The organism is Pseudomonas sp. (assembly GCF_035554175.1).
In the GTDB taxonomy this organism is placed as follows: domain Bacteria; phylum Pseudomonadota; class Gammaproteobacteria; order Pseudomonadales; family Pseudomonadaceae; genus Aquipseudomonas.
The window spans coordinates 1-22450 of record NZ_DATMIV010000025.1 but is presented as its reverse complement, the minus strand read 5'-3'; the positions used below and the strand labels follow the sequence as shown (position 1 = coordinate 22450).

Below are 22450 nucleotides of genomic sequence, written 5' to 3'. Positions count from 1 at the left end.
CCCGACCCTGTCGGCACTGGCCGAAGGCTTTGATGTGTTCGTGGTCACTGATGCGTCCGGCACCTTCAACACCACCGTGCAGCAAGCCGCATGGAGCCGCATGACCCAGGCCGGCGCACAAATGATGAACTGGTTCTCGGTGGCCTGTGAGCTGCACCGCGACTGGCGCAACGACATCGAAGGGCTGGGTAATCTGCTGTCGCAGCGGATTCCCAACTACCGCAACCTGATGAACAGCTACTCGGCGCTGACGCAGCAGAAGTAAGTTCACCGCCAAGCAAAAGGCCTGCTTTGAAAACAGGCCTTTTTTGCGTTTTCCGGATGACGAAACACGGTCAACTGTAGGAGCGAGCCTGCTCGCGAAGAGGGCGGCACACTCACCCGAGCAATTCGCTGATCCACTGCACCTCCCGCTTGAGCGCCTGTACTTTGTCCTGCGGCAACACCTGTTGCGCTCTCGTCAACTGCGCCAACGTCTTCTGTCGCAGACTCAGTCTGCGTTGCCACTTTTGCGCAAACGCCGCGCTGCGCTTCTGCAGATGCAGAGGTCCGAAAAACAGTTCCCTGATGTCGTAAATCACTGGCTCAGAGGCCCTCTCGGCGACGATGATTTCGTAGTCGAAGCGGTTCTCGTGCAGCACCTCTTCGCCGACGATCCGGTAGCCGTTATCCATCAGCCACTGGCGCAACGGTTGCTCGCCACCGTTGGGCTGCAGGATCAGTTTTTCGTGGCCGCTGAGATGGGCTTTGCCGGCTTCGAGAATATCGCGGATGGTTTCCCCGCCCATGCCGCAGAGGGTGATTGCGCTGATGGCGTCGTCCGGTTTGATCGCCGCCAGCCCATCGGCCAGGCGCACGCTGATCTGGCCGTGCAGGTCGTTGTCATTGACGGTGCGTTGCGCTGCGTGGAACGACGATAACGCGACCTCGCCAGCCACCGCTGCCGTAATCAGGCCCCGGCGGATCAGGGCCACCGGCAGATAGCCGTGATCCGAGCCGATATCGGCCAGCCGTGCGCCGGCCGGCACATGGGCGGCGACGCGCTCAAGGCGCATGGACAATGTCTGATGGTTCAACGGCGACCCCTGTTCACCCAGCGGTGGAAAAAGGGGGCGACTTTGGCGAGCAACGCCAGTGCTGTCAAATTGCGTCGAGGCTATGGGGGGGCTGCCTGCCGGCGGTCGCATGGAAAGAAGGGGAATTTCTCCGACGCCTCGCGGCTCCATGGAAAACAAGCCTGATACGAGGACACGATGATGAGCAATTCATTCAAGGTCGGTGATGCCGTGCGCTGGAATTCAGAGGCCGGTGAGATTCACGGCAAGGTGGTCAAGGTGCACACCCGCGACAGCGAATTCATGGGAAGGCACCGGCCGGCCTCGAAAGACGCGCCGCAGTACGAGGTCAAGAGCGATAAGACCGGTCACTTGGCCATGCATCACGGCGACGCGCTCAAGCACGTTTAGAAACGCGCCAGTCGGTAGGGCTCGATGTCCGGCAGTACGGTGGTGGCGCCTGAGAGCATCTGCCCGATCATCTGCGCCGTCACCGCCGCCTGGGTCAGCCCGAGGTGCTGATGACCGAAGGCGAGCAATACCTTGCCGTCGCAGACCTGATCGATCACCGGCAGCGAATCCGGCAGCGACGGGCGAAAGCCCATCCACGCGGTGGCGCCGTCAGCGTTCAGATTTTTGCGAAACAGCCCCTGACTCAAACGCTGCAACTGCCAGGCACGCGCCATGTTTGCTGGTCGCTCAAGCCCGGCGAACTCGACCGTACCGGCCAGACGCAGGCCTTCGCTCATCGGTGTCATGATGAATTTGCGTTCCAGTGAGGTGACAGGGAAGGGCAGGCGCGCATGTTCGTGGGGCAGCATCAAGTGATAGCCACGCTCGGTGTCCAGGGGGACGTGTTTGCCGGTGAGCACGCCGGTGAGCTTCGCCGAATGCGCGCCGCAGGCCAGCAGCACGCGGCGCGCTGTCACGTCGCCGTTGCCGGTCACCAGTAAAACGCCGTTTTGCTGGACGTAGCCGCCTTGAACCTGCTGCTTGAGAAAACTCACGCCACTGGCCCGCGCGGCCTCAACCAGTGCGCATACCACGCGGTAGGGATCGAGGAAGTGTCCGGTGCGCGGGAAAAACAGCCCGCCCTGAATCTGCTCGCTGAGCTGCGGCGCTGCCTCGCGGATCGCTCCGGCCTGCCAGTAATTGACCGGCACCTGCTGCTGATTCAGGCGTGCTTGCAGGACTTCCAGGGCCTGACGGGATTGAGGTTTTTCAAAGACCAGCAATGAACCGTCAACCTTGAGCAGATCCGTGCGCTGGATATCGGCGAGCAAGCGCTGCCAGGCGTCGAGGCTGCTTTCATTGAGCGCGCGCAATCCGCCGACGGTTTTTTGAAAGGGCGCAGCGCGCAGGTTCAGCAACAATCGGGTGAACCACGGCAGGGCGCGTGGCAGGTGTTTCCAGTCCAGGCGCAACGGCCCCATCGGATCCATAAGCATGGCCGGCAAGCGCTTGAGGATCGACACGTCGGCAATCGGAAACACCTGCTCGGTCGCCAGATGCCCGGCGTTGCCGAACGAGGCGCCACGGCCGGGATCCTGCTGATCGATGACCACCACCCGCAACCCCTGACGGGCCAGGCGCAGTGCGCAAGCCACGCCGATGATCCCGGCGCCGACCACGGCGATGTCGGCCGAAGGATTATTTGCCATGGCGGGATTTTCTCGTTGGCCGATCAGCATGTTGCCCGTCAGAGTCATGGTGTCTTCCTGTGAAAGGAGGGCGGGCTGCCGCGCATCGTGGCGATCCACGGCAGGTAGCGGTCAGGCGAAGTTCTGTTCGGCCGACCAGTTTTCGTACCAGTGACGGAACAGCGAATATTGCTTCTCGGCGTAACGTCGTTGCGAGTCACTCAATGAGTCGGTTTCGTTGAAGTGCAGGGTGTATTCCTTATCGCCGTTGAGCACCATCAGGTGCTTGTAATAGAGCACCAGATCACAACCTTCGTCGAATGACGAGAGCACCGCCAACGCCGATTCCAGCTCCCTCGCCTGACGCCGGGCCTTGGCATCGCCCTGTGCCGCTTGCCTGCTCAGTGCGACCAGTTGCAGGACTTCGCGGGGCAGGGCGTTGCCGATGCCGGTGATCGCGCCGGTGGCGTTGCAGTTGACGAAACCGTGCACCACCTGTGTGTCGACCCCGACCATCAGCGTTACGTCGTTATCCTTGGAGGTGATGTTTTCCGCCGCGTAGCGCAGGTCCGCGCCGCCGCCAAATTCCTTGAAGCCGATCAGGTTCGGGTAGTCGCGGCGCAGTTCGAAAAACAGATCGGCGCGGGTGGCGAAGCCGTAGTAAGGGCTGTTGTAGATCACCGCCGGCAGGTTTGGCGCGGCTTGCAGAATGGCGGCGAAGTGAGCCTTTTGCGCCGAGGCCGAAGCGCCACGGGACAGTACGCGCGGGATGACCATCAAGCCTTGCGCGCCGACTTTCGCCGCGTGGGCTGCATGGGACACGGCTTCGCGGGTGTTCACCGCACCGGTACCGACGATGGTTGGCACCCCGGCGGCGACCAAACGGGCCACGCCTTCCTGACGCTCGGCTTCGGTGAGCAGCGGCCAGTCGCCCATGGAGCCGCAATAGACCACGGCGCTCATGCCGATATCGATCAACTCGCGGCCCTTGGCTACCAACGCATCGAAGTCCGGTCTGCGTTGGGCGGTGCACGGGGTCATGAGGGCCGGCATGCAACCGGTGAAGATGTTGTCGCTCATGGTGTTGGCTCCTTGGTACGTCATTCAAGTCGAGTTGAAAAATCAGCGCAGCGGCTCAGATGCCCCACGCGAACGGGTCGGTTTCGTCGATCAGCAAGACGCTGTCTGCGGTGACGTAGGCGCGGCCGGTGATGAACGGGCGAATGCGTTCGCCTTCCCATTCGAAGCGGCCTTCGAACTGGCTGCCGGTGATGCTCGCCTGCACCCATGGCGCGCCGGGTTGCAACTTGTCGTCGGCGGCCAGGCAAGCGAGTTTCGCGCTGGTCCCGGTGCCGCATGGCGAGCGGTCGTAGGCTTTGCCGGGGCACATGACGAAGTTGCGGCTGTCAGCCTGATGGTCATCGGCGAACAGCTCGATGTGATCGATGACCGCGCCGTCCTCGCCATGGATGCCTTGTTCCTCCAGTGCTTTGAGCATCGCCCAGGTGTACGCCGTCAGGTGTTCGACGTTGTTCATGTTCAGGGTCTGGCCATGCTCGCAGACGAGGAAAAACCAGTTGCCGCCGTAAGCGACATCGCCGAACACGCGGCCAAAACCGGGCACGTCCACCGGCACTTGCTTGCGATAGCGCCAGGCGGGCACGTTGCCCAGGGTTACCGAGCCATCCTCGTGCAACGTCGCGCTGACCTGTCCCACCGGTGTGTCGATCCTGTGCACGCCCGGCTGGATATGCCCCAAGTACTGCAACGAATTGACCAGACCAATGGTGCCGTGGCCGCACATGCCCAGATATCCAGCGTTGTTGAAGAAGATCACCCCGCAAGTAGCGTCCGGCGACACTGGCGCGCAAAGCAGCGCACCGACCAGCACGTCGTTGCCGCGCGGCTCCAGCAGGCAGGCGCGGCGCCACTGATCATGCTGATTGCGCAGAGCATCGCGCTTCTCGGCCATGCTGTTGCCGGGCAGCTCGGGAAAGCCGCTCATCACCAGCCGCGTCGGTTCGCCGCCGGTGTGGGAATCAATGACGTGTACTCGTTTCATGAACAGATCCCGTTGGTTGGTTTGAGCAGGCACCGGCAGGGTGGGCACTGACGGAGGGTGAGTTGCGTCACGGTGACGACCAGACTTTGCACCGGTCGCCGATGGCGGCGATTGATGTCTTATGCGGGGATCGATGACGAATTCAGCACAATGACGCCGATGAATGGGCGGCCTCGACAGGGCAGCGACGTTGCTGCAATCTGCTCGCGGACGGCTTTTCTGGCGGCTCATCGCAAGGGGGGAGTTTTTCATGCAGCCTGCGTTTTCGATCCTGTGCCAGGGCAATGACGGCCTGCGCCCGCAGACCCTCGAAGAGATGGTCGCCGGTGCCGCGCAGCTGCTGCCGATACTCGATGTGATTCCCAATGCGGCGATCTTCATCAAGGATCTGCAAGCGCGCTATGTGTTGGCCAATCGCACGCTGGTGCAGCGTTGTGGCTTGAAAGACTTGCGCCCGTTGCTCGGCAAAACCAGTGCGCAGGTGTTCCCGGCGCGGTTGGGGCCGGGGTACACCGAGCAGGATCGCAAGGTGCTGGAGGAAGGTTTCGTGCTGGAAGATCAGCTCGAACTGCATCTGTACGGCAGTCGCGAACCGGGCTGGTGCCTGACCCACAAACGACCCATCTACGATCGTGAAGGGGTGATCATCGGCCTGGCAGGGATCTCGGTGGATCTGCAATCAGCCAGCGAAACTCATCCGGCGTTCGAGCGACTGGCGGCAGTCGATGAGCACATCCGCGCCCACTTCAATCGACGCGTGACGCTGGGGGAACTGACGCGGATCGCCGGTATTTCCGTGGCGCAACTGGAGCGCTACTGCAAACGGGTATTCCATCTGACGCCACGGCAAATGATCCAGAAAATAAGGCTGGAACATGCATATCGGTTGCTGCACAGCGACTTGCCGATTACCGAAGTGGCATTGCAATGCGGCTACACCGATCACAGTGCTTTCACCCGTCAGTTCAAGGCCTCGACCGGGTTTACTCCTCGCCAGTATCGCCAGGCGACAGGGCGCTAGACCAATACGGCCAGCCATGCCGAGAGCAACAGGAGCAAGGCCAGTACCGCGTTCATTCGCTTGAACGCCTGCGGTGAACTGAGCAAACGCGCACTGCCGACACCGAGCAGCGCCCAGAGCGTCATGCACGGCAACGACACCAGCAGGAAGGCCAGCGACAACACCAGCAGTCGCAACGTCTTGTCGCCGCCGCCGACAAACACACTGACCACCGCCACGGCCATCATCCACACCTTGGGGTTGACCAGTTGCAACATGGCCGCGCCGAACACGCTCAAGTCGTTTTCTGGTGCTGCCGCCGGATCCAGCGACGGCGGTGGACTGCGAAAGATCTGCCACGCCAGCCAGCTCAACCAAAGTACACCGCCCCAGGCCATGGCTTGCTGCACGCGCGGAAAGCGCAACAGGGTCTCGCCAGCGCCCAGCCCAACTACCAGAACAATCAGCGCCGCCGCCGCGCAGGCGCCGAAAATGATCGGCAGGGTGGCGATCAGTCCACGACGCGAGCCGTGACTGAGCACCAGAATGTTGGTCGGCCCCGGTGTGATCGAGGCAACGAAAGCAAACAGCAGAAAGGGCAGTAAAGAAGCCATGGGTCAAATTCCTGAAAGTTGCGACAGGAGACCATGATCGTCAGCGGGCGGGGTGTCAGTCTGGAAGATTTGAGCAGCGTTTGCGGTAGTCCGCCGGAGTCAACTGATAGGCGCGGCGAAACCAGCGGCCCAAGTGACTCTGGTCGGCAAAACCGAGCACGCTGGCGACCTGCGCCGGTGTCTCGCCGCGCGCCAGCAACTGCCGTGCCTTGGCCAGGCGCAGCTGTATCAGGTAAGCGTGCGGCGCCAGGCCGAAAGCGGCCTTGAACGCCCGGGTCAAACGAAAGCGATCCACGCCACAGGCGCGGGCAAGGTCGTCGAGGCCGATGTCTTCGTACGTATGCGCATGCAGATAGTCGCGCGCGACCTGGGCAACCAGTGGCAGGCGCGGATCGAAGTCCTGACGCTTGCGCCAGTCGAGGTGCCGGGTGAGGGACGCCAGCAGGACATCGAGCGTGGTCTGGCGAACGATGCGCAAATCGCCGTCGTGCAACGCGTGGAAGGCCCGCACAATCGCAGTCGACAGACGCGGATCGTGGCTCAGGGTGTCGGCAAAACCGGGCTGACTGTCGGCGGGGGCATTTTCGAACAGCGCCTGCAGTTCGCGCTCCAGCCAGTGCGGATCGAGGTACAGCATCGAGTAGGTAAAACCGTCCTCGGTCGGCGCATGGCCATCGTGGATTTCTCCCGGTTCCAGCAGGAACACATGGCCCGGGGTACTGCGATGGCGCATACGACGGCAATTGAACTGTTGTACGCCTTGCTCGGTGACCCCGACGAGAAAACTGTCATGCCAGTGCGGATCGTAGGCATGTCCACGGAAATGCGCACGAATCGACTCGATCCCGGTATCGACATCCTGGGACAGGGAGATCCAGTTGCGTTTGTCCATGGGCATACTCCAGGGGCGGTTGAGCAGGGGCGTTTTTACAATACCGCGCGGGGGAGGAGAGTGTTTAGAAGATTTGTGCAGGTGAGATGGGAATGGGAAATCGAACCGGGTGACACGAGAGGGTTCGTAAGAAAACGCAGACGAAAAAAAACCGCCTTCGCGGGGCGGTTTTTTAAAGCCTCGATTTGCGGTCGAAGCCATGTGCTTCACTAGCCACACCAACATGTCCGCGATGGTATTGAGTTTCCGCGGTCAGTGCAATGCAGGTTTAAGGTGATTTAAGAGGTTTTTTCGGAGCGCTCAGCGGATGCAACGAATTTCAGGGCTGTCAATAAACATTGTCAGAAATACCATTTTACAAAGGTGTAGTCCTAATCGCAGGATAACCTTGGTTACGAGCGTTTCTCTTCTGATTTGTGCGTTAAGATGCCAGCGCTCATATTGTTGGTAGAGCGGTGAGGTTTGGCTGGGGGCGCAAAAGGTTTAACGCCCTCTGACGCGGATTCGCACCCGCGCCGGAATGATGTCTCGGAGGGATTTCAACCGGCCGCCTCACTAGCCACACCAACATGCAGGCTGAAGGCACGCATGGTCCGGTAAGTTTGCTGGAGGTTTGGCCGCCAGCCCTGGAGGCCAAAACGTATGAAGCTTTTGCTGCGTACGCTGAGCCTTGTATGGAGATTGTTTAAAGCCTTGCGCTTTTACGAGTTCCTGCGAGACCACTTTGACGACCTGAAATAGAGGTCGTTGGAAGTGGGGAAGACCCGTTTCGGTTTTGGCCGATTCGGGTCTTTTTTTTGTCTGATAAAAGCTGTCAAAAATATGTTTTGTAAGTTTGTGCTTTTGGGGTTGTAGGGTGTTTCTCTTGGATGTGTAAGCGATAGCGTGCCGGACTAGCAAAGCTTGTGCTGATGCGCGCTGCAATGATTGATCGCGTCAATAACAACCATTAATTCAATGAAGTTCTCATATCCTCAGCGCGGCGTAAGATCGGCTCCATACCCAACCACTGCACCTCGGAGCACATCATCATGAAACGCCAGACTATCCTCGGTATCGCCTTCTCGGTTTTTGCACTGAATGCCTTTGCCGCCGCCGAAACCGACCCCCTGTTCAGCGACGCTGTCGCCGCTACTGAAACTGACCGTCTGTTCAGCGACGCTGTCGCCGCTACTGAAACTGACCGTCTGTTCAGTGACGCAGTAGCCGCCACCGAGACCGATCCACTGTTCAGCGATGCAGTGGCCTCTGACGGCTCCGATCATCTGCAGGGCAATCGGATCGCCGAAGGCGGTGCTGACCGTCTGCTCGAACGTCGCACCGCTTGAGTGCCACAGTGAGCATCGATATCGAATGTCGCCTCAAACAGCGGCGGCATTCGATTCACGCAAGCACCATGACAGCCTCTTAAACCGCCGTCGGCAGCACAGCCTTGTCGTGATCGCGGCCCTTGAACGTCGCCCAGAAACACAGCAACACTGCTACGGAAAACCCGGCGGGGAACAGCCATATACGTTCCCAGTCATGCCCCGCACTTGACGTGAAGTGGTCGGTAATCCGACCTGCAATCCAGAAACCCATCAACATCCCCAACCCGTACGTGGCCAAGGTGATCAAGCCTTGCGCTGAGCTGCGGAAGCGTTCCGGCGCCCTGGCATCGGTGTAGATCTGCCCGGAAACGAAAAAGAAGTCATAGCACACGCCATGCAGGGCAATGCCGATCAGCAGCATGAACGCCTGATCATCGTTATTGCCGAAGGCAAACAGCACGTAGCGCAACGCCCAGGCAGCCATGCCGACCAACAGGGCGATCTTGATCCCGAAACGATGAATGAACAGCGGCAGCAACAGCATGAACAGCACTTCCGAGACCTGCCCGATAGCCATCTTCGCCGTGGGGTTGGTCACGCCGATTTCAGCCAGAAACGGATTGGCATTCTGGTAATAGAACGCCAGTGGAATGCAGATCAGGATCGAGGCGAGGAAGAACACCAGATAGCTGCGATCCTTGAGCAAACCCAACGCATCGACGCCGAGCACCTGCTTGAGGCTCGACGAGCCTGCTGCGGTTTTCAGCGGCGCAGTATCGGGCAGACTGAAGCTGTAAAGCCCCAATAGCAGCGACGCCACTGCGGACATCAGGAAGGTATTGCGCAAACCACCCGCTGCAAGGCTTTGCTGCGAGTCCCAGGCGAACACGAAGCTGATCACCACACCGGCGACAATCCAGCCCACCGTGCCCCATACCCGGATACGCGAGAAATCCAGCGCCGGGTCTTTGATCTGGCGGAACGCCACGGCGTTGACCAAGGCCAGTGTCGGCATGTAGACCATCATGTAAGCGAGTACATAGGGATAGAACGCGCTGAAATCCACCGCGCGATAAAGCTGATAGAGCAACACCGCGCCGAGCAGATGCAGCATCGCCAGAATGCGCTCGGCATTGAAAAACCGGTCGGCAATCAGACCGATGACAAAAGGCGCCAGGATCGCGCCCCATGACTGCGTGGCGAAGGCCATGCCGACCTGACTACCGCTGGCAGCGAGCGTTGTGGACAAGAATGTGCCGAGGGTGACGAACCAGCCGCCCCATATGAAAAACTGCAAAAACATCATGACGCTGAGTCGCGCATTCATTACGTTCATTTCTAATCACCGTATTGTTTTTATGTCGGTAACGCGGATGAATCAGTCGTCGGCCAGGCCCAGCAAGCGCCGGTTGGACGCCGGGTCATCGCTGACCCCGGCGAAGTCGTCAAAGGCCCTGGCGGTCTTGCGGATCATGTGCCGCTCGATGAACGCCGCACCTTCGGCGGCACCTTGCGCGGCATCCTTGAGGCAGCATTCCCACTCCAGCACTGCCCAGCCGTTGAAATCGTATTGGCACAATTTGCTGAAGATCGATTTGAAATCGATCTGGCCATCGCCCAGCGAGCGGAAGCGCCCGGGACGTTCGACCCAGCCCTGATAACCGCCGTAGACGCCGGAACGCGCATCAGGGCGGAACTCGGCGTCCTTGACGTGAAACATGCGGATGCGCGCGTGGTAGCGATCGATGAAACCCAGGTAATCCATTTGCTGCAGCAGCAGATGGCTCGGGTCGTAGAGAATTGCGGCGCGAGGGTGATGATTCACCGCTTCGAGAAACTGCTCGAACGACGCCCCGTCATGCAGGTCTTCGCCGGGATGGATTTCGTAGCACAGATCGACGCCAGCCTCCTCGAAGCAATCGAGAATCGGCAGCCAGCGCTTGCCGAGTTCAGCGAACCCCTGCTCGACCAGCCCCGCTGGCCGTTGCGGCCACGGATAGACATAGGGCCAGAGCAGGGCGCCGGAAAACGTCGCGTGGGCCGTCAGTCCCAGCCGCTGGCTGGCGCGGGCGGCGAGTTTCAATTGCTCGATGGCCCACTCGGTGCGCTCCCGGGGTTTACCGCGCAACGCTGGCGGGGCGAAATCGTCGAACAGGCTATCGAACGCCGGATGCACCGCCACCAGTTGTCCTTGCAGGTGCGTCGACAACTCGCTGATGACCACACCGGCGCGGGCGCAAACGGCGATGAGTTCGTCGCAGTAGTCCTGACTGTCGGCGGCGCGCTGCAGATCGATGAAGCGGGTACCGAGGGTCGGTAACTGAATGGCCTTGTAGCCTTGCGATGCCGCCCATTCGGCGATGTTGGCCAGCGAGTCGAAGGGCGCCTCGTCAGCGATGAACTGCGCAAGGAAAATCCCCGGGCCTTTCAAGCCTGTAGCGTTGTGCTGATCATTCTTCATGATTCGCAGCTCCTGTCAGTTGATCGGGGATCTCGCTCCACTTCTCGTTGCCATGGTGATTGGCGATGGCGGTTTCGATGAAAGCCATGCCGCGCAGGCCGGTTTCGATGCCCGGAACGCCCGGTGCCTGGTGGCCCTCACCGCCGTGCACAATCGCCTCGGCGAGGTCGCCGTACAGATTGGCCATGGCTTCCAGATAACCTTCGGGATGGCCAGCGGGCAAGCGCATGCGCTGGCTTGCAGCGGCACACAGCCAGGCCTGACCGACGCCCGAACGCAGAATGCGCATCGGCTCGTTCAACGGCCGGTGAATCAGACTGGCGGGTTCTTCCTGACGCCACTCCAGCCCACCCTTGTCTCCGTAGACGCGGATTTTCAGCGGGTTCTCTTCACCTGCGCAGACCTGGCTGGCGAGCAAGATGCCGCTGGCGCCCTCGGTCATTTTGAACAGCATCGCGGCATCGTCATCCAGTTGCCGACCCTCGACATGCGAGCCGAGCATCGCGCTGATGAACTGAATCTGCTGACCGGCGACGAATTCGGCCAGGGAAAACGCGTGGGTGCCGATGTCGCCAATGCAGCCACCGATCCCGGATTGCGCAGGGTCGTCACGCCAGCCGGCCTGCTTGTTGCCCTGGCCGGCGACATCGGTGCTGAGCCAGCCTTGCGGGTACTCGACGATCACCTTGCGCACACGCCCGAGTACGCCGCTGGCGACCATCTCGCGTGCCTGCCAGACCATCGCGTAACCAAGATAGGTGTGCGCCAGGCCGTAGATGCGTTGGCTGTTGATCACCACCGAGTGCAGCGCCTGCACCTCGGCCAGGTTCACTGCGGCGGGTTTCTCGCTGAACACATGAAAACCGGCGCTTAACGCCTCACGCGCAATCGCTGCGTGCAGATGATTGGGGGTGACGATGATCAGCAATTGCATGCGCTGTTCGGCCGGCAGCGCGGCCTCGCGGGTGAGCAGGGTTTGCCAGTCGTCGTAGCAGCGCTCGGCAGCCAGACCCAGCGCGGCAGCGGTGCGCTGATTGTTTTGCGAGTCACGGCTGAACGCGCCGCAGACCAGTTCGAAACGTCCATCGAGGCCGGCGGCTTGCCGGTGAGCGCGGGCGATGAAGGAACCTTCACCGCCTCCGACAAAACCCATTCTTATTTTTTCAGCGGCAGCGTACATGGCAGGCTCTCGTCAGCTGGAGGCAATTCTGGTGATGGATGTAACCGGTTACATCGTCGGCGAAATCTAGGCTCGAAATGCCCGCCTGTCAAATGGCAGCGGATGATCGACAGCGTTTCGGTGGCTCGTCACCTGGGGTAAGCTCCGCGCCTGATCGGTATGAAACAACGAGGTGGTTTTGTCCAATATTCGCGAAGTGGCTCGGCTGGCAGGCGTTTCAGTAGCGACGGTGTCGAGGACATTGAAATCGCCCGAGCGTGTCCTGGCGCCGACTCGCGAGCGCGTCATGGCGGCGGTGGAGCAGGCGGGCTATCGACCGAACCTGATGGCCGTGCAGTTTCGCTCGCGGCGCACCGGCAACCTGGTGATTCTGGTGCCGACCATTGCCAATACTTTTTTCGCCCGGGTCATCAGCGGCGCGCAGCGAGCGGCGCAGGCTGCCGGCTATCGCTTGCTGCTGTGTGACACCCAGGGCAGGGAAGAACTGGAACGGCAATTCGCCGAGCTGGTATTTGCCTATCAAGCCGACGGCGTGATCCAGTTGCGCGCTTACGATCCGTTTGAAAACGCCCCGGCCGACGCCGATCTGCCGCCCATCGTCAACGCCTGTGAAGTCATCAAGGCCGGGCGTTATCCAACGATCAGTCTGGACAACATAGCTGCCGCCAAAGCCATGACCCAACATCTGATTGCCTTGGGACACCGGCGCATCGGCCTGATCAAGGGCTCGAAGAACAGCCCGCTGACCCGAGATCGACTGGCGGGGTATGAAGCGGCATTGCGCGAGGCCGATATCGCCTTCGACGAGGCGCTGATCTGCCATGGCAATTTCAGCCTTGAGGCCGGTTTTGCGGGAGCGGAAAAGATGCTCGCGATGGATCAGCGACCCACTGCCCTGTTCTGCGAAAACGACGAGATGGCCATCGGTGCGCTCAAACGTATCCGCCAGGCGGGGCTGCGCGTGCCTGAGGATATTTCACTGGTGGGCTTCGACGATATTCCGATGGCGGCGTACTGCGATCCGCCGTTGACGACCATTTCACAACCGGCCGAGGCCTTCGGTGAAAAAGCAGTGGAGATGCTGATCGCCTTGATCGAAAAGCAGCCGTTGCCACACAAGCATGTGACCCTGCCCTTCGAACTTACGCCGCGCAGCAGCACGGCCGCGGTAAGCGGGTAGGGAATGATTAGCTGGATCGCATCAGACTCGATATTTTTTACCCCGAAGTTGCGGCCTTGCTCGGCGTCATTTGATCCAGCGTAGCTTTGCCGCCGGACCTCAGCGCATGCCGAAGTTTCAAGGCGGGTCGTTCGACAAAGTAGTAGGAGCCAACGCTCAGCAATAAAGAGAGCAGAAGTACCGTTGCAACGGTGCGAACATCGAACGTGGCGATGGGACGGAGGCCGTGCAGAAAGTAAATCACCACGAAGTGATTCAAAAATACGCCGTAGCTGATGTTTCCCAAGAACTCGTCAGCCTTGTGAAACTTGAGTCTTGTCAGCATGTACACAGCGGGTATCCCCAAGGCAATCCCCAACGCCACCTCGGCATTGGACGGCTTGCGTTCGATCAAACCGGCCATGATCGCCAGGAAAACCAGAGCCGCCACTACGGTCGTGCCCGCCGCAATCATTAAACCTTTGGGCTGAGGTCTGAACAGGTAGCTGCCACAAAGAAAAATGAACAGTACCCCCGGCAACAGACGGTAGCCGTACAGGTCGGTATTGATGAATCCCAGACACGCAGGGATGAAAACCGCGACGGACAGGACGAAGCTGACGCCCCGTGCCTTGAAAATGACCAGAAAAGGGATCACCAGATAGAAACACATCTCAAGCCCCAGCGACCAAGCCGGGGGCAGGATGCCTGCTCCTGTTGCTCCGAACATGTAAAAGCCCAGGGGTACCATCGCCAGGCTCGCCGCGATGTTGCTGGAGGTCAGTTCCGCCGCTTGAGGCGTGCCCGGCAACAAGAAATGAATCACCGCGCAGGAGGCGAAAAAGTAGAACAGAAATTGTGGATAAAGGCGCAAGACCCTGTCGGCGTAAAACAGACCGATCTTTCCCGGCGCCTTGTAGTTTCGCTCGATCAGCGACGTCATCACGAAACCGCTGATAATCAGAAACGAAATGACGGCGACCACGCCCGGGTTCAGCCCCATGAACGTTTTGCCCATATGCGAAACAGCGACCACAACGGCCAACAGCAGACGATACGCCCCCACTTGCGCCCCCAAACCTTCTTGTATTTATGGCGCGTAAACTACGACGCTTTGCGCCGGGAGAACAGATTTTTCTCCTATGGGGAAATCCCGATCATGTCGTCTCCGGCAGCTTGGCCAACACAATTCCTGCCGTACCCAGGCGCTTGAGTACCGCAAACAGCAGATCGCTCTTGGTCTGCCCGACGATCCTCGGGCTGCCGACATAACCGGTGACCGTCAAGGTGATCCCGTCTGGCGACAACTTGCTGAAGCGCACGAACGGCGCCGGTTTGTCGAGGATGCTTTGATTTTCGTGATAAGCGTCGAGCAGCAGCTGTTTGACTTCTTCAGGGTCGATATCCAGCGCAAACACCAGCTCCAGCGAGGCCACACCCTGAGCGCTGCCGCCGAGGGTGACGTTGCGCAGGTTCTGCGAAATCAACTGCGAGTTGGGCACGATCACGATCGAGCGGTCGCTGAGCTGGATTTCCGTGGCGCGCACGTTGATCCGGCGGATGTCGCCCTCGACCCCACTGATGCTGATCAAGTCACCGACCTTGACCGGGCGCTCGGTAAGCAGAATCAGGCCGGAGACAAAGTTTTTCACGATCTCCTGCAAGCCGAAACCGATGCCCACCGACAGCGCACTGACGATCCACGCCAGGTTGGTCCACTGCACGCCCAGCGACGACAGGGTCAGCAGAATCACAAAGGCATAGCCGATATTGGAAAACAGCGTGCTCAGCGACGCACACATGCCCGGGTCCATATCGGTCTTGGGCAGAAACTCGTTGTCGAGCCAGCGGCTTAAGGCCCGGATGAGCCAGATGCCGATCATCAGCGCCAGCAGCGCGTTGAGCAGATGGCCCGGGACTATGTTCAGCTTGCGCAGGCCGGCGCCGCCGAGGATCGACATGATATTGGTGAGTAACTGGCCGAGCGTGGTGCCGATGCCGCCGACGAATAACGCGATCAATGCCATCAGCAACAGGCCTGCGCGGCTGACGCCGGACAGCAGGATCGAAATCTGATCGAGGCGCCGGTCGCTGATCCCGAGCAACTGCTTGAGCGCTTTGCCGCTTGCATGTTTGGGCGAGAACACATGCTCACAAGCGTCCTTGACCAACTGAGTCAGCAAGTAGAACCCCGACAGCACGATGTAGGCCCAGACCAGTTCATAACTGATGAACCGCGCCAGCGATACATAACCGGCGAGCAACGCGATGGCGGTTACAAACATCGAGACGCTGGCGACGCTGTAGATCAGCCCGGTGAACACGCTGTTTGGAGCCGATTCGTCATTCGCCGCAATCAGTGCCTTGCGCACCTTGCCGACGCGCCAGAGCATCGTGCCAATGATCGCCAGGACCACCATCGAAATCACCCCGCGCCCGGTCATGACGATATGGCTGCTCATGCCCGTCGCGTTGCTGACCTGCACCAGCGTTACCAGCACCAGCAAGGTGCACGAGAGGATGCGCGGATAGTGCTTGAGGGCCAGCGCCACCGGATCGGCGATCGCTGGCAGGCGCCAGGACGGATGCTCGGTCGACAGCAAGGCGCGGCTGAGTCCGGTGATCAACACGCAGGCATACACGACCTTTTCGAACTCTTCGGAAAAGGTTTCCAGCACCGGCGGCAGGGCTTCATGGCGAGTGCAGGCATAAAACAGCAGTTTCAGGGCGATGGCAGTGGTGATGAAGGTGGCCATGGCCGAGGCGAAGGCCAGCGCACTGCGGCGCAATCGGCCTTCCGCCACGCGATGAATGCAGAACCAGGTCAGCCCGCGCTCAGCCAGATGCCGGCCGACCGTCCAGATGAGCAGCGCCAACAGCACCAGCACGCAGGTGAAAAAACGCTCGCCCGGCGCCCAGACCGCGGCCCAGACGTTGCGCACCTGCTCGACGAACAGTGCCAGCCGTTGCCGGTCGTCCGCGCTTGGATTGACCAGCGGCGCCCAGAAATGCGGGCTCAGCACGCTGCGCGTTCTCAGGGTCAGTTCGCTTTCAAGCAAGGTGCGGCGGATGCCGGCAATCTGCGTGATCAGGTCGGCGGCGTTCTGTTTCAGCGCGGCGAGACTTTTCAGGGTGCCATCGACCTTGCTTTTCTGCTCGGCGAGCGCGGCCCGTTGGGCGACGATGTCCGCTTGCTCGGCGGCCACTTCGGCGCCCGGCGCCGCCCCTAGCACGCCCAATTGCACCGCCAGTTGCGCCTGTTGCGGCAACAGCGCTGCCGACAATCGGTCGACATCGAGAATGAATGCCTGCACCCGATCCTGCGGGCCTTCGAGCTGGTTGTAATTGTTCGCCGCGGAAATCTGCTGCTTGAGCCCGTCAAGACGTTGTTGCAGGGCTTGCAGATCACTTTGCGAAATCACCGGCAGCGGCGCCGCACCCGTAGTTGCCGGCGCAGGGAGATCCGCCGCCCATGGCGACGCGCTGCCCTGCATCAGCAGCAGGAACAGCACAATAAACAATGACTTGAATGAACAGCGCATGAGGTCGGCGGGCTCGAGTGGATCACACAGTCTATGAGGTTAGGTGATCGCGCCGTAGGAGGCGGAAAACTTTCTCGCAAGGGTGTTTTGCGCGCCCGCCCGTTGTGCCCGGAAAACCGGCGGAATGATCAGCGCAGCGAATGGTCAACCGGCAACAAGAACTTCGAGAGCACGCCATGTCCATCGCCAACGATACGATTGAATATCTGCGCCAGCATGATCTGGTCATTACCACCGCTGAATCCTGTACGGCGGGGGAAGTCGTCAGGCTGTTGTCCGAAGTGCCGGGCAGCGGTGAGTTGATCGAGTGCGGGTATGTGGTCTATTCGCCGCAGGCCAAGCAGCGCTTGTTGCATGTCAGCCCGGCGACCATGCAAACCTTCAACCTCACCAGTGTTGAGGTGGCCAGTGAAATGGCCATCGGCGCGTTGCGCGACAGTACCGCCAATGTCGCGGTCGCCACCACCGGCATTCTCGGCCCCGACGATATGGACGGCATCAGGGCGGGCACGGTGTGTTTCGCCTGGGCTTTTCAGTTTGATGACGGGCACTTCTTGTTCAACGCCAAACAATGGTTTCCCGGATCGCGCAATGAAGTGCAAACCCTCGCCTCGGAATTCGTCCTGCAGGAGTTGCCGGACTTCCATCGTCGTGCCTTGCGCGGCGAAGGAGGGTGGAGCCGATGAAGCATGACGCCGATCACCCCGATCTGCGCAGCCGGCAATACCCGGTGCAGGAGGACATGGCGTATCAGCTGAAGGTCTGGCGCTTTGAACACGTCGGTTGGTACCTCTTGGTTCTGTGCATGGTGCTGGGCCTGCTGGGATTGTTTTCCCGTGGCGTGCTCAGTTCACAGGACGCTCGCAGCGACGATGGCAAAGTCAGGGTGCAATACGAGATGTTCCACCGCAACGGTTCGACCAATGCGCTGAAACTCAGCGTGCATGCAGCGCCTGAGGCAACGGTTGAACTGGACATCGGCGGCGAACTGCTCGATGGCTTCAGCATCGAGACGATGCAGCCAGAGCCCGTGCGCATGCGTAGCTCAGCGCAGGGCATGCGCGTGTGGCTGCAGGCCGATGCGCAAGGTCAGGCGACGCTTTACCTGACCTTGCGCGGCGATGGGCTTGGCCTGTATCGCAGCCACATCAGGGCGGCAGGCTCGAACGATGTACCGCTCACTCAATTCATCTTCCCGTAGGTGGCCCATGGATTCGGTCTTGCGCGCACTCGCGATGTATCTGGCACTGATGGTGCTGTTCAAAATTGCCGGTCGGCGATCGTTGGCGGAACTGACGACCTTCGATTTCGTCTTGCTGATGATCATCGGCGAAGCCACCCAGCAGGCGCTGCTGGGCGATGATTTCTCGCTGACCAATGCGTTTCTGGTCATCGTCACGCTGATCGCCATCGATGTCGGGTTGTCGTTGCTCAAGCAACGCTCCCAGTGGGTGTCGCGGCTGATCGATGGTGAGCCGACGATCATTGTCGAGAACGGCAAGTTGCTGCACCGGCGTTTGCGTCATGCGCGACTGGTCGAGGCAGACGTCATGGAGGCGGCGCGTTCCAGCCAGGGCATTGAAACCCTTGAGCAGATCAAGTTCGCGATCATCGAGCGCAACGGCAAGATTTCGGTGATCCGGCAGGATCCGGAAAGCGGCTGAACCTTCTGTGCTGATCGCTGGCAATTTTTTTGAACGCTGCAATAGCCTTGCAGCCCAATGCTTACAAGTCTTCGGAGGGTCGCGACATGAACGAGGCAGCGAGTTATTTTGCCATTGCCGTAGCGGTGATCATTCTGCTGGTTGATCTGTGGGCCATTGTCAGCGTGTTTCGCAGCAACAAGAGCGTTGGCGTCAAGGCTGCATGGGCGATCGGTATGATCGTTTTTCCGATAATCGGCCTGATCGTCTGGGGCGTTGCCGGCCCGCGTGGCATCAAGGAAGGGCCTTCTTCGCCGGAACACAGCAAGGGATGAGACCGATGTGGGAGCGAGCCTGCTCGCGAATGCGATCCGTCATTCAATAAAGCGTTGCCTGATGCACGCATCGGTTCGGCGAAGTGCTGCGTCAGGCCCGATACCACTACTGCGAGGAGAATCGTGATGAAAAAACTTTATGTATGCCTGGGGTTCTGCTCAGTATTTTTGTTGCACGGCTGCTTCGATTCCAACAACGCTTCCGACAAGGACGAAGACACCAGCAAAGCGTCGGTGCAACTTCAGCAGAAGAAATCGGAGTAACACCTCACCCGAGCGCCTTCACCGGCAAGTCCGCGAAGGCGCTTGATGGGTTAAAGCAGCAACCGGTTCAGGATCGCGTCAATTCCAGCCATAACCAATACGCCAATGCCACAGCGCTGATGCTGGCTCCCAGCACACAAACGGCCGTCCAGCCAAGCCGCGCATAGATCGACGTTGCCGCGATGGCACCCAATCCACTGCCCACCGAATAAAAACACATATAAGCGCCGACCAACCGGCTCTGCGCATCCGGCCGTGCGGCGAAGATCAGGCTTTGATTGGTGACGTGCACTGCCTGCACGGCGAAGTCGAGCAGAATCACGCCAACGGCCATCGCCAGTAACGAGCTGTCGACAAAGGCGATGGGTAGCCAGGACAACATCAATACCACCAGCGCAATGCCGGTGGTGCGATTGCCCAATCCTCGATCCGCCAGACGTCCGGCCCGCGCGGCGGCGAGCGCGCCCGCCACCCCGGCGAGGCCGAACAGACCGATTTGTGTATGCGAAAGCGACAAGGGCGGCGCGCTGAGCGGCAGCACCATCGATGTCCACAACACGCTGAATGCGGCGAAGATCAGCAGGGCGAAGATGCCTCTGACCCGTAATGTGCGTTCAGTCAAAAACAACTGAAACACCGAGCACAGCAACTGCCAGTAGTTGCCCTGCGCAAGCGGTTTTGCCGAGACGGGCAGCTTGCGCCACAACACCAGAGCCATGCCGACCATCAATACTGCCGACACCAGATAAACCCCGCGCCAGCCCGCCAGATCAGCGACTGCGCCGGAGACGAAACGCGCCAGCAGGATCCCCAGCACTACGCCGCTGGTGACGGTGCCTACAGCGGCACCGCGCTGGCCCGGGTTTGCCAGGCTGGCGGTCAAGGCGACCACCACTTGCACCACCACCGCCAGCAAACCCACCAGCACCATGGCGCCGAGCAGCATGCCCCAGCTCTGTGCAAGTCCCACCACACCCAGCGCCCCGGCTGACAACAGCAATTGGCTGATGATCAGTTTCTTGCGATCGAGCAGATCACCCAGCGGCACGATAAATAACAAACCGAGGGCATAACCGGCTTGAGTGGCCGTGACCACGACGCCGATCGCAGCGGGGGACACGCCGAGAGTGGCGGCCATGGACTCCAGTAACGGCTGGGCAAAGTAAACGTTGGCCACCGCCATGGCGCAGGTGATTGCGAAGAGAAAAATCTGCGTGCGACTCAGACCCGCGCCCATCGTTGTGTTGTCAGCTTCGGCGTCTGCGTGGGTCAGAGTTTGTGTTGGACAAGCCATCCTTGCATCCTTGAATTGTGGTTTCGAATCAAAACCGATGCGTTGATCTTTATCGATTCGAGTTGTTAAATGCAACCACATTCAGCAAGCAACCCAATCTGGAGCAACATGGCCCGACAGCAATTACTGGCCCAAAGCGAATGCCCGGTGGCCAGAACCCTTGAAGCCATCGGCGATCGCTGGGCCTTGATGATCATTCGCGATGCATTCGATGACGTGCGCCGCTTCAGCGAATTCCAGAAGCGACTCGGTCTGGCCAAGAACATCCTCACGGTGAAACTGAAAATGCTCGTCGAGCTGGGCGTACTGCAGATCCAGCCCGCGTCCGACGGCAGTGCCTACAAGGAATACGTGCTGACAGACATGGGCCGCGCGGTGTTTCCCATCGTCGTCAGCCTGCGCCAGTGGGGCGAGCGTTTCCTGTTTGCAGAAGGGGAGCAGCACTCGGTGTTGCTCGACAATGAGCAGGGCGAGCCCGTTGAGACCATCGCCGTGCGCTCCCGGGCGGGCGCGGTGCTGATGCCGGGGGATTGTTATCGGAAGGTGGTGACGAGTGGTCGTTAGCTTGGAAAAGAGCGCAACTTCGCGGCTTCGGTCTCTTTTGCGAGGGAGCTTGCTCCCGCTCGGCTGCGCAGCAGTCGCAAACCCGAGCACGCGGTTTTTCTGAAAGACCGAGTCGGCAGGTTTTAGGTCTGCTGCGCAGCCCAGCGGGAGCAAGCTCCCTCGCCACGGGGGGCGGTGTCAGCTTGGCAACTCGAGGTTATCCAGCACCCGATTCACCGCCAGTTCGCCAAGCATGATCAGTTGCGCAATGCCCATCAGCGCTCGGCGCTGCGAGGGCTTGACCAGCCGGCAAACTCTTGGCCGAAGCGAGAGTTTCGCAGGCGTTGGCCAGCGGCGTATCTAGACGTGTTGGCTAGATGCCGCGGGGCAAATTCGAAATATCGCGACCTTCGGCAGCTCCACGAAGCCTGCTTCAACTGCGTAAGCTGTGAAGGCTGCGATTTTTCGAGTTGCATTCCATCGTTCCGATTTTTGTTGCTGTAATAACGGGGCTCCTAGAATTTGCCGGTGACAAGTTTTAGCTATGTCCTCGGGGGAATACGCATACATATCACAAGCGCAGGGCTGCCTCCCCATCCAGTTACTGCTTTAAAAAGTTCCGTCGGCATGTATCTTAAAAATTCGCCATAATAAGCGCTCGGGTTCTCACTGGGGCGTGTCACCCAAGTAGCGCCTGATGTTCCGGGGTATCGGTATTTCATATTTAAGATTGGGGTGTGGACAGTTGAAAGTTCATTTAATGGGATTAGTCTTCCTCCAACGGAATTAACCCATGTCTGGAGATCTCGCGCATGAACGAGTTCGCAAATGTAGTTGATCACGTTGCGCGTGGTAACCTCGTAGCTTTTTGACTGTCCCGCGGAATCCGTCACTGTAATGATGGCACACCCGTTCCCCTCACTTCTCACCGTGCCCGAGTCATCAATAGATGCGATGTTACTATCAGATGATGTATAGGTGTACGGTTCACAGCCACCGGTTGCAGTACGCTTGGCAGCAGTATTGGCGGGGTCTACTCCTGTCCTTTCCCAAGGGAGCTCTGTATTCACAATTGATATATTCCTTCCGTCGAGCGTGAGCGGTGATGTATCGAAGATAAGCTCAGGAGGCGCGGTGATGGTGTAAGTGCGCTTAGGAAATATTACTGCCTTGTTTATATCGGCAATGCCATCTGGATTCACTCCCGATGTAATCTCGAGCTTGCTATTGTTATTGAGTTTGGCTAGCCAATCAATCGGCGCCGGTACAGTAAAACCTTCGGTAGAGTTATGGGGTTCACCGTTTCTGATCGTTGTTTTAATGGCGTTGCCTTCTCTGTCAATGCCATCCAATATCAGGAAAAGTGGCTTCCCACTTTCTTGAAAGTTCCACTTGCTGATTTGAATATCACTATTTTCAGGCAACTTGACAGGATCCAGAACATCACCCGTGTTGC

General features: G+C 59.6%; 24 protein-coding genes and 1 pseudogene. 11 read left to right on the top strand and 14 right to left on the bottom strand.

Translation table 11 applies throughout. The features are described from left to right. A partial coding sequence (locus VNV36_RS13455; RefSeq protein WP_325718200.1) for an isochorismatase family protein occupies nt 1-265 on the top strand: 265 nt, incomplete at its 5' end. Nucleotides 266-377: 112 nt separating this feature from the next. Here the strand turns inward: VNV36_RS13455 and VNV36_RS13450 are convergent. After that, the gene (locus tag VNV36_RS13450) at nt 378-1076 is read right to left on the bottom strand and encodes a tRNA (adenine(22)-N(1))-methyltransferase (protein WP_325718199.1); all 699 of its coding nucleotides are present in this window, start codon (nt 1074-1076) and stop codon (nt 378-380) included. 180 nt (nt 1077-1256) lie between these two features. On the opposite strand from VNV36_RS13450, the gene VNV36_RS13445 reads away from it, so the two are divergent. Next, entirely contained in the window at nt 1257-1466 is a 210-nt protein-coding gene (locus tag VNV36_RS13445; protein ID WP_325718198.1) for a hypervirulence associated TUDOR domain-containing protein, read from the top strand. On the opposite strand, the gene VNV36_RS13440 is transcribed toward VNV36_RS13445, so the two are convergent. The 3 genes from VNV36_RS13440 to VNV36_RS13430 all read right to left on the bottom strand — a co-directional run bounded on the left by VNV36_RS13440 (nt 1463) and on the right by VNV36_RS13430 (nt 4757). Continuing rightward, nucleotides 1463-2716 carry an NAD(P)/FAD-dependent oxidoreductase gene (locus tag VNV36_RS13440; protein WP_325718202.1) on the bottom strand — a complete coding sequence of 418 codons (1254 nt, stop codon included), beginning with the start codon at nt 2714-2716 and terminating at the stop codon, nt 1463-1465. The two genes, VNV36_RS13445 and VNV36_RS13440, sit on opposite strands and share 4 nt — an antisense overlap. Before the next feature lie 111 nt (nt 2717-2827). Beyond that, nucleotides 2828-3775: a dihydrodipicolinate synthase family protein gene (locus VNV36_RS13435; RefSeq protein ID WP_325718197.1), complete on the bottom strand. Its 948-nt coding sequence runs from the start codon at nt 3773-3775 to the stop codon at nt 2828-2830. 55 nt (nt 3776-3830) lie between these two features. After that, nucleotides 3831-4757, bottom strand: a complete 927-nt coding sequence (locus VNV36_RS13430; RefSeq protein ID WP_325718196.1) for a 4-hydroxyproline epimerase — start codon at nt 4755-4757, stop codon at nt 3831-3833. A 250-nt stretch (nt 4758-5007) separates the two neighbouring features. Here VNV36_RS13430 and VNV36_RS13425 point away from each other — a divergent pair, with 250 nt between their 5' ends. Then, the gene (locus tag VNV36_RS13425; protein ID WP_325718195.1) at nt 5008-5778 is read left to right on the top strand and encodes an AraC family transcriptional regulator; all 771 of its coding nucleotides are present in this window, start codon (nt 5008-5010) and stop codon (nt 5776-5778) included. Here the strand turns inward: VNV36_RS13425 and VNV36_RS13420 are convergent. Then, nucleotides 5775-6371 (bottom strand): LysE family translocator, encoded by a 597-nt coding sequence (locus tag VNV36_RS13420; RefSeq protein ID WP_325718194.1) that lies wholly within the window; start codon nt 6369-6371, stop codon nt 5775-5777. The genes VNV36_RS13425 and VNV36_RS13420 overlap by 4 nt on opposite strands. A 55-nt stretch (nt 6372-6426) precedes the next feature. Continuing rightward, on the bottom strand, nt 6427-7263 hold the full coding sequence (locus VNV36_RS13415; protein ID WP_325718193.1) for an AraC family transcriptional regulator: 837 nt from the start codon (nt 7261-7263) through the stop codon (nt 6427-6429). A 1031-nt stretch (nt 7264-8294) separates the two neighbouring features. On the opposite strand from VNV36_RS13415, the gene VNV36_RS13410 reads away from it, so the two are divergent. Then, the gene (locus VNV36_RS13410; RefSeq protein WP_325718192.1) at nt 8295-8591 is read left to right on the top strand and encodes a hypothetical protein; all 297 of its coding nucleotides are present in this window, start codon (nt 8295-8297) and stop codon (nt 8589-8591) included. Nucleotides 8592-8670: 79 nt separating this feature from the next. Here VNV36_RS13410 and VNV36_RS13405 read toward each other — a convergent pair whose 3' ends face one another. From VNV36_RS13405 to VNV36_RS13395, 3 genes are read right to left on the bottom strand one after another with little or no spacing between them, the layout of a single operon-like run. Continuing rightward, complete coding sequence (locus tag VNV36_RS13405; protein ID WP_325718191.1) at nt 8671-9909, bottom strand: nucleoside permease; 1239 nt, start codon at nt 9907-9909, stop codon at nt 8671-8673. A 42-nt stretch (nt 9910-9951) separates the two neighbouring features. Beyond that, a complete protein-coding gene (locus tag VNV36_RS13400) occupies nt 9952-11034 on the bottom strand; it encodes a sugar phosphate isomerase/epimerase family protein (protein WP_325718190.1) in 1083 nt (360 codons plus the stop codon). Then, nucleotides 11024-12214 (bottom strand): Gfo/Idh/MocA family protein, encoded by a 1191-nt coding sequence (locus VNV36_RS13395; RefSeq protein WP_325718189.1) that lies wholly within the window; start codon nt 12212-12214, stop codon nt 11024-11026. Before VNV36_RS13395 ends, VNV36_RS13400 begins: the two co-directional genes overlap by 11 nt. A gap of 178 nt (nt 12215-12392) precedes the next feature. Between VNV36_RS13395 and VNV36_RS13390 the strand changes: the two genes are divergently transcribed. After that, a complete protein-coding gene (locus VNV36_RS13390) occupies nt 12393-13394 on the top strand; it encodes a LacI family DNA-binding transcriptional regulator (protein WP_325718188.1) in 1002 nt (333 codons plus the stop codon). A gap of 37 nt (nt 13395-13431) precedes the next feature. Here VNV36_RS13390 and VNV36_RS13385 read toward each other — a convergent pair whose 3' ends face one another. Then, a complete protein-coding gene (locus tag VNV36_RS13385) occupies nt 13432-14439 on the bottom strand; it encodes an acyltransferase family protein (RefSeq protein ID WP_325718187.1) in 1008 nt (335 codons plus the stop codon). 91 nt (nt 14440-14530) lie between these two features. Next, nucleotides 14531-16915 (bottom strand): DUF3772 domain-containing protein, encoded by a 2385-nt coding sequence (locus VNV36_RS13380; RefSeq protein WP_325718186.1) that lies wholly within the window; start codon nt 16913-16915, stop codon nt 14531-14533. Between the two features lie 176 nt (nt 16916-17091). Between VNV36_RS13380 and VNV36_RS13375 the strand changes: the two genes are divergently transcribed. From VNV36_RS13375 to VNV36_RS13355, 5 genes are all read left to right on the top strand, one after another. After that, nucleotides 17092-17601, top strand: coding sequence for a CinA family protein (locus tag VNV36_RS13375; protein WP_325718185.1), 510 nt, complete (start codon nt 17092-17094; stop codon nt 17599-17601). Continuing rightward, nucleotides 17598-18116 (top strand): hypothetical protein, encoded by a 519-nt coding sequence (locus VNV36_RS13370; protein ID WP_325718184.1) that lies wholly within the window; start codon nt 17598-17600, stop codon nt 18114-18116. Before VNV36_RS13375 ends, VNV36_RS13370 begins: the two co-directional genes overlap by 4 nt. A gap of 7 nt (nt 18117-18123) precedes the next feature. Further along, the gene (locus VNV36_RS13365) at nt 18124-18579 is read left to right on the top strand and encodes a DUF421 domain-containing protein (RefSeq protein ID WP_325718183.1); all 456 of its coding nucleotides are present in this window, start codon (nt 18124-18126) and stop codon (nt 18577-18579) included. A gap of 86 nt (nt 18580-18665) precedes the next feature. Further along, nucleotides 18666-18893, top strand: a complete 228-nt coding sequence (locus VNV36_RS13360; RefSeq protein ID WP_325718182.1) for a PLD nuclease N-terminal domain-containing protein — start codon at nt 18666-18668, stop codon at nt 18891-18893. Between the two features lie 126 nt (nt 18894-19019). After that, nucleotides 19020-19157: a hypothetical protein gene (locus tag VNV36_RS13355; protein WP_325718181.1), complete on the top strand. Its 138-nt coding sequence runs from the start codon at nt 19020-19022 to the stop codon at nt 19155-19157. A gap of 67 nt (nt 19158-19224) precedes the next feature. Here the strand turns inward: VNV36_RS13355 and VNV36_RS13350 are convergent, their stop codons facing one another. Beyond that, a complete protein-coding gene (locus tag VNV36_RS13350) occupies nt 19225-20394 on the bottom strand; it encodes an MFS transporter (protein WP_325718201.1) in 1170 nt (389 codons plus the stop codon). A 165-nt stretch (nt 20395-20559) separates the two neighbouring features. Between VNV36_RS13350 and VNV36_RS13345 the strand changes: the two genes are divergently transcribed. Next, nucleotides 20560-21015, top strand: a complete 456-nt coding sequence (locus VNV36_RS13345; protein WP_325718180.1) for a winged helix-turn-helix transcriptional regulator — start codon at nt 20560-20562, stop codon at nt 21013-21015. 177 nt (nt 21016-21192) lie between these two features. Here the strand turns inward: VNV36_RS13345 and VNV36_RS25790 are convergent. Beyond that, a pseudogene (locus VNV36_RS25790) lies at nt 21193-21346 on the bottom strand (DUF6124 family protein); the annotation flags it as partial. A 190-nt stretch (nt 21347-21536) separates the two neighbouring features. After that, nucleotides 21537-22450: immunoglobulin-like domain-containing protein (locus tag VNV36_RS13340; protein ID WP_514132620.1), on the bottom strand; the 914-nt coding region annotated here is incomplete at its 5' end.

Coding starts and splice junctions, on each gene's coding strand:
- VNV36_RS13445 (WP_325718198.1), top strand. CDS start 1,257: ATGAGCAATTCATTCAAGGTCGGTGATGCCGTGCGCTGGAATTCAGAG.
- VNV36_RS13440 (WP_325718202.1), bottom strand. CDS start 2,716: ATGGCAAATAATCCTTCGGCCGACATCGCCGTGGTCGGCGCCGGGATC.
- VNV36_RS13435 (WP_325718197.1), bottom strand. CDS start 3,775: ATGAGCGACAACATCTTCACCGGTTGCATGCCGGCCCTCATGACCCCG.
- VNV36_RS13430 (WP_325718196.1), bottom strand. CDS start 4,757: ATGAAACGAGTACACGTCATTGATTCCCACACCGGCGGCGAACCGACG.
- VNV36_RS13425 (WP_325718195.1), top strand. CDS start 5,008: ATGCAGCCTGCGTTTTCGATCCTGTGCCAGGGCAATGACGGCCTGCGC.
- VNV36_RS13420 (WP_325718194.1), bottom strand. CDS start 6,371: ATGGCTTCTTTACTGCCCTTTCTGCTGTTTGCTTTCGTTGCCTCGATC.
- VNV36_RS13415 (WP_325718193.1), bottom strand. CDS start 7,263: ATGGACAAACGCAACTGGATCTCCCTGTCCCAGGATGTCGATACCGGG.
- VNV36_RS13410 (WP_325718192.1), top strand. CDS start 8,295: ATGAAACGCCAGACTATCCTCGGTATCGCCTTCTCGGTTTTTGCACTG.
- VNV36_RS13405 (WP_325718191.1), bottom strand. CDS start 9,909: ATGAACGTAATGAATGCGCGACTCAGCGTCATGATGTTTTTGCAGTTT.
- VNV36_RS13400 (WP_325718190.1), bottom strand. CDS start 11,034: ATGAAGAATGATCAGCACAACGCTACAGGCTTGAAAGGCCCGGGGATT.
- VNV36_RS13395 (WP_325718189.1), bottom strand. CDS start 12,214: ATGTACGCTGCCGCTGAAAAAATAAGAATGGGTTTTGTCGGAGGCGGT.
- VNV36_RS13380 (WP_325718186.1), bottom strand. CDS start 16,915: ATGCGCTGTTCATTCAAGTCATTGTTTATTGTGCTGTTCCTGCTGCTG.
- VNV36_RS13375 (WP_325718185.1), top strand. CDS start 17,092: ATGTCCATCGCCAACGATACGATTGAATATCTGCGCCAGCATGATCTG.
- VNV36_RS13370 (WP_325718184.1), top strand. CDS start 17,598: ATGAAGCATGACGCCGATCACCCCGATCTGCGCAGCCGGCAATACCCG.
- VNV36_RS13365 (WP_325718183.1), top strand. CDS start 18,124: ATGGATTCGGTCTTGCGCGCACTCGCGATGTATCTGGCACTGATGGTG.
- VNV36_RS13360 (WP_325718182.1), top strand. CDS start 18,666: ATGAACGAGGCAGCGAGTTATTTTGCCATTGCCGTAGCGGTGATCATT.
- VNV36_RS13355 (WP_325718181.1), top strand. CDS start 19,020: ATGAAAAAACTTTATGTATGCCTGGGGTTCTGCTCAGTATTTTTGTTG.
- VNV36_RS13350 (WP_325718201.1), bottom strand. CDS start 20,394: ATGGGCGCGGGTCTGAGTCGCACGCAGATTTTTCTCTTCGCAATCACC.
- VNV36_RS13345 (WP_325718180.1), top strand. CDS start 20,560: ATGGCCCGACAGCAATTACTGGCCCAAAGCGAATGCCCGGTGGCCAGA.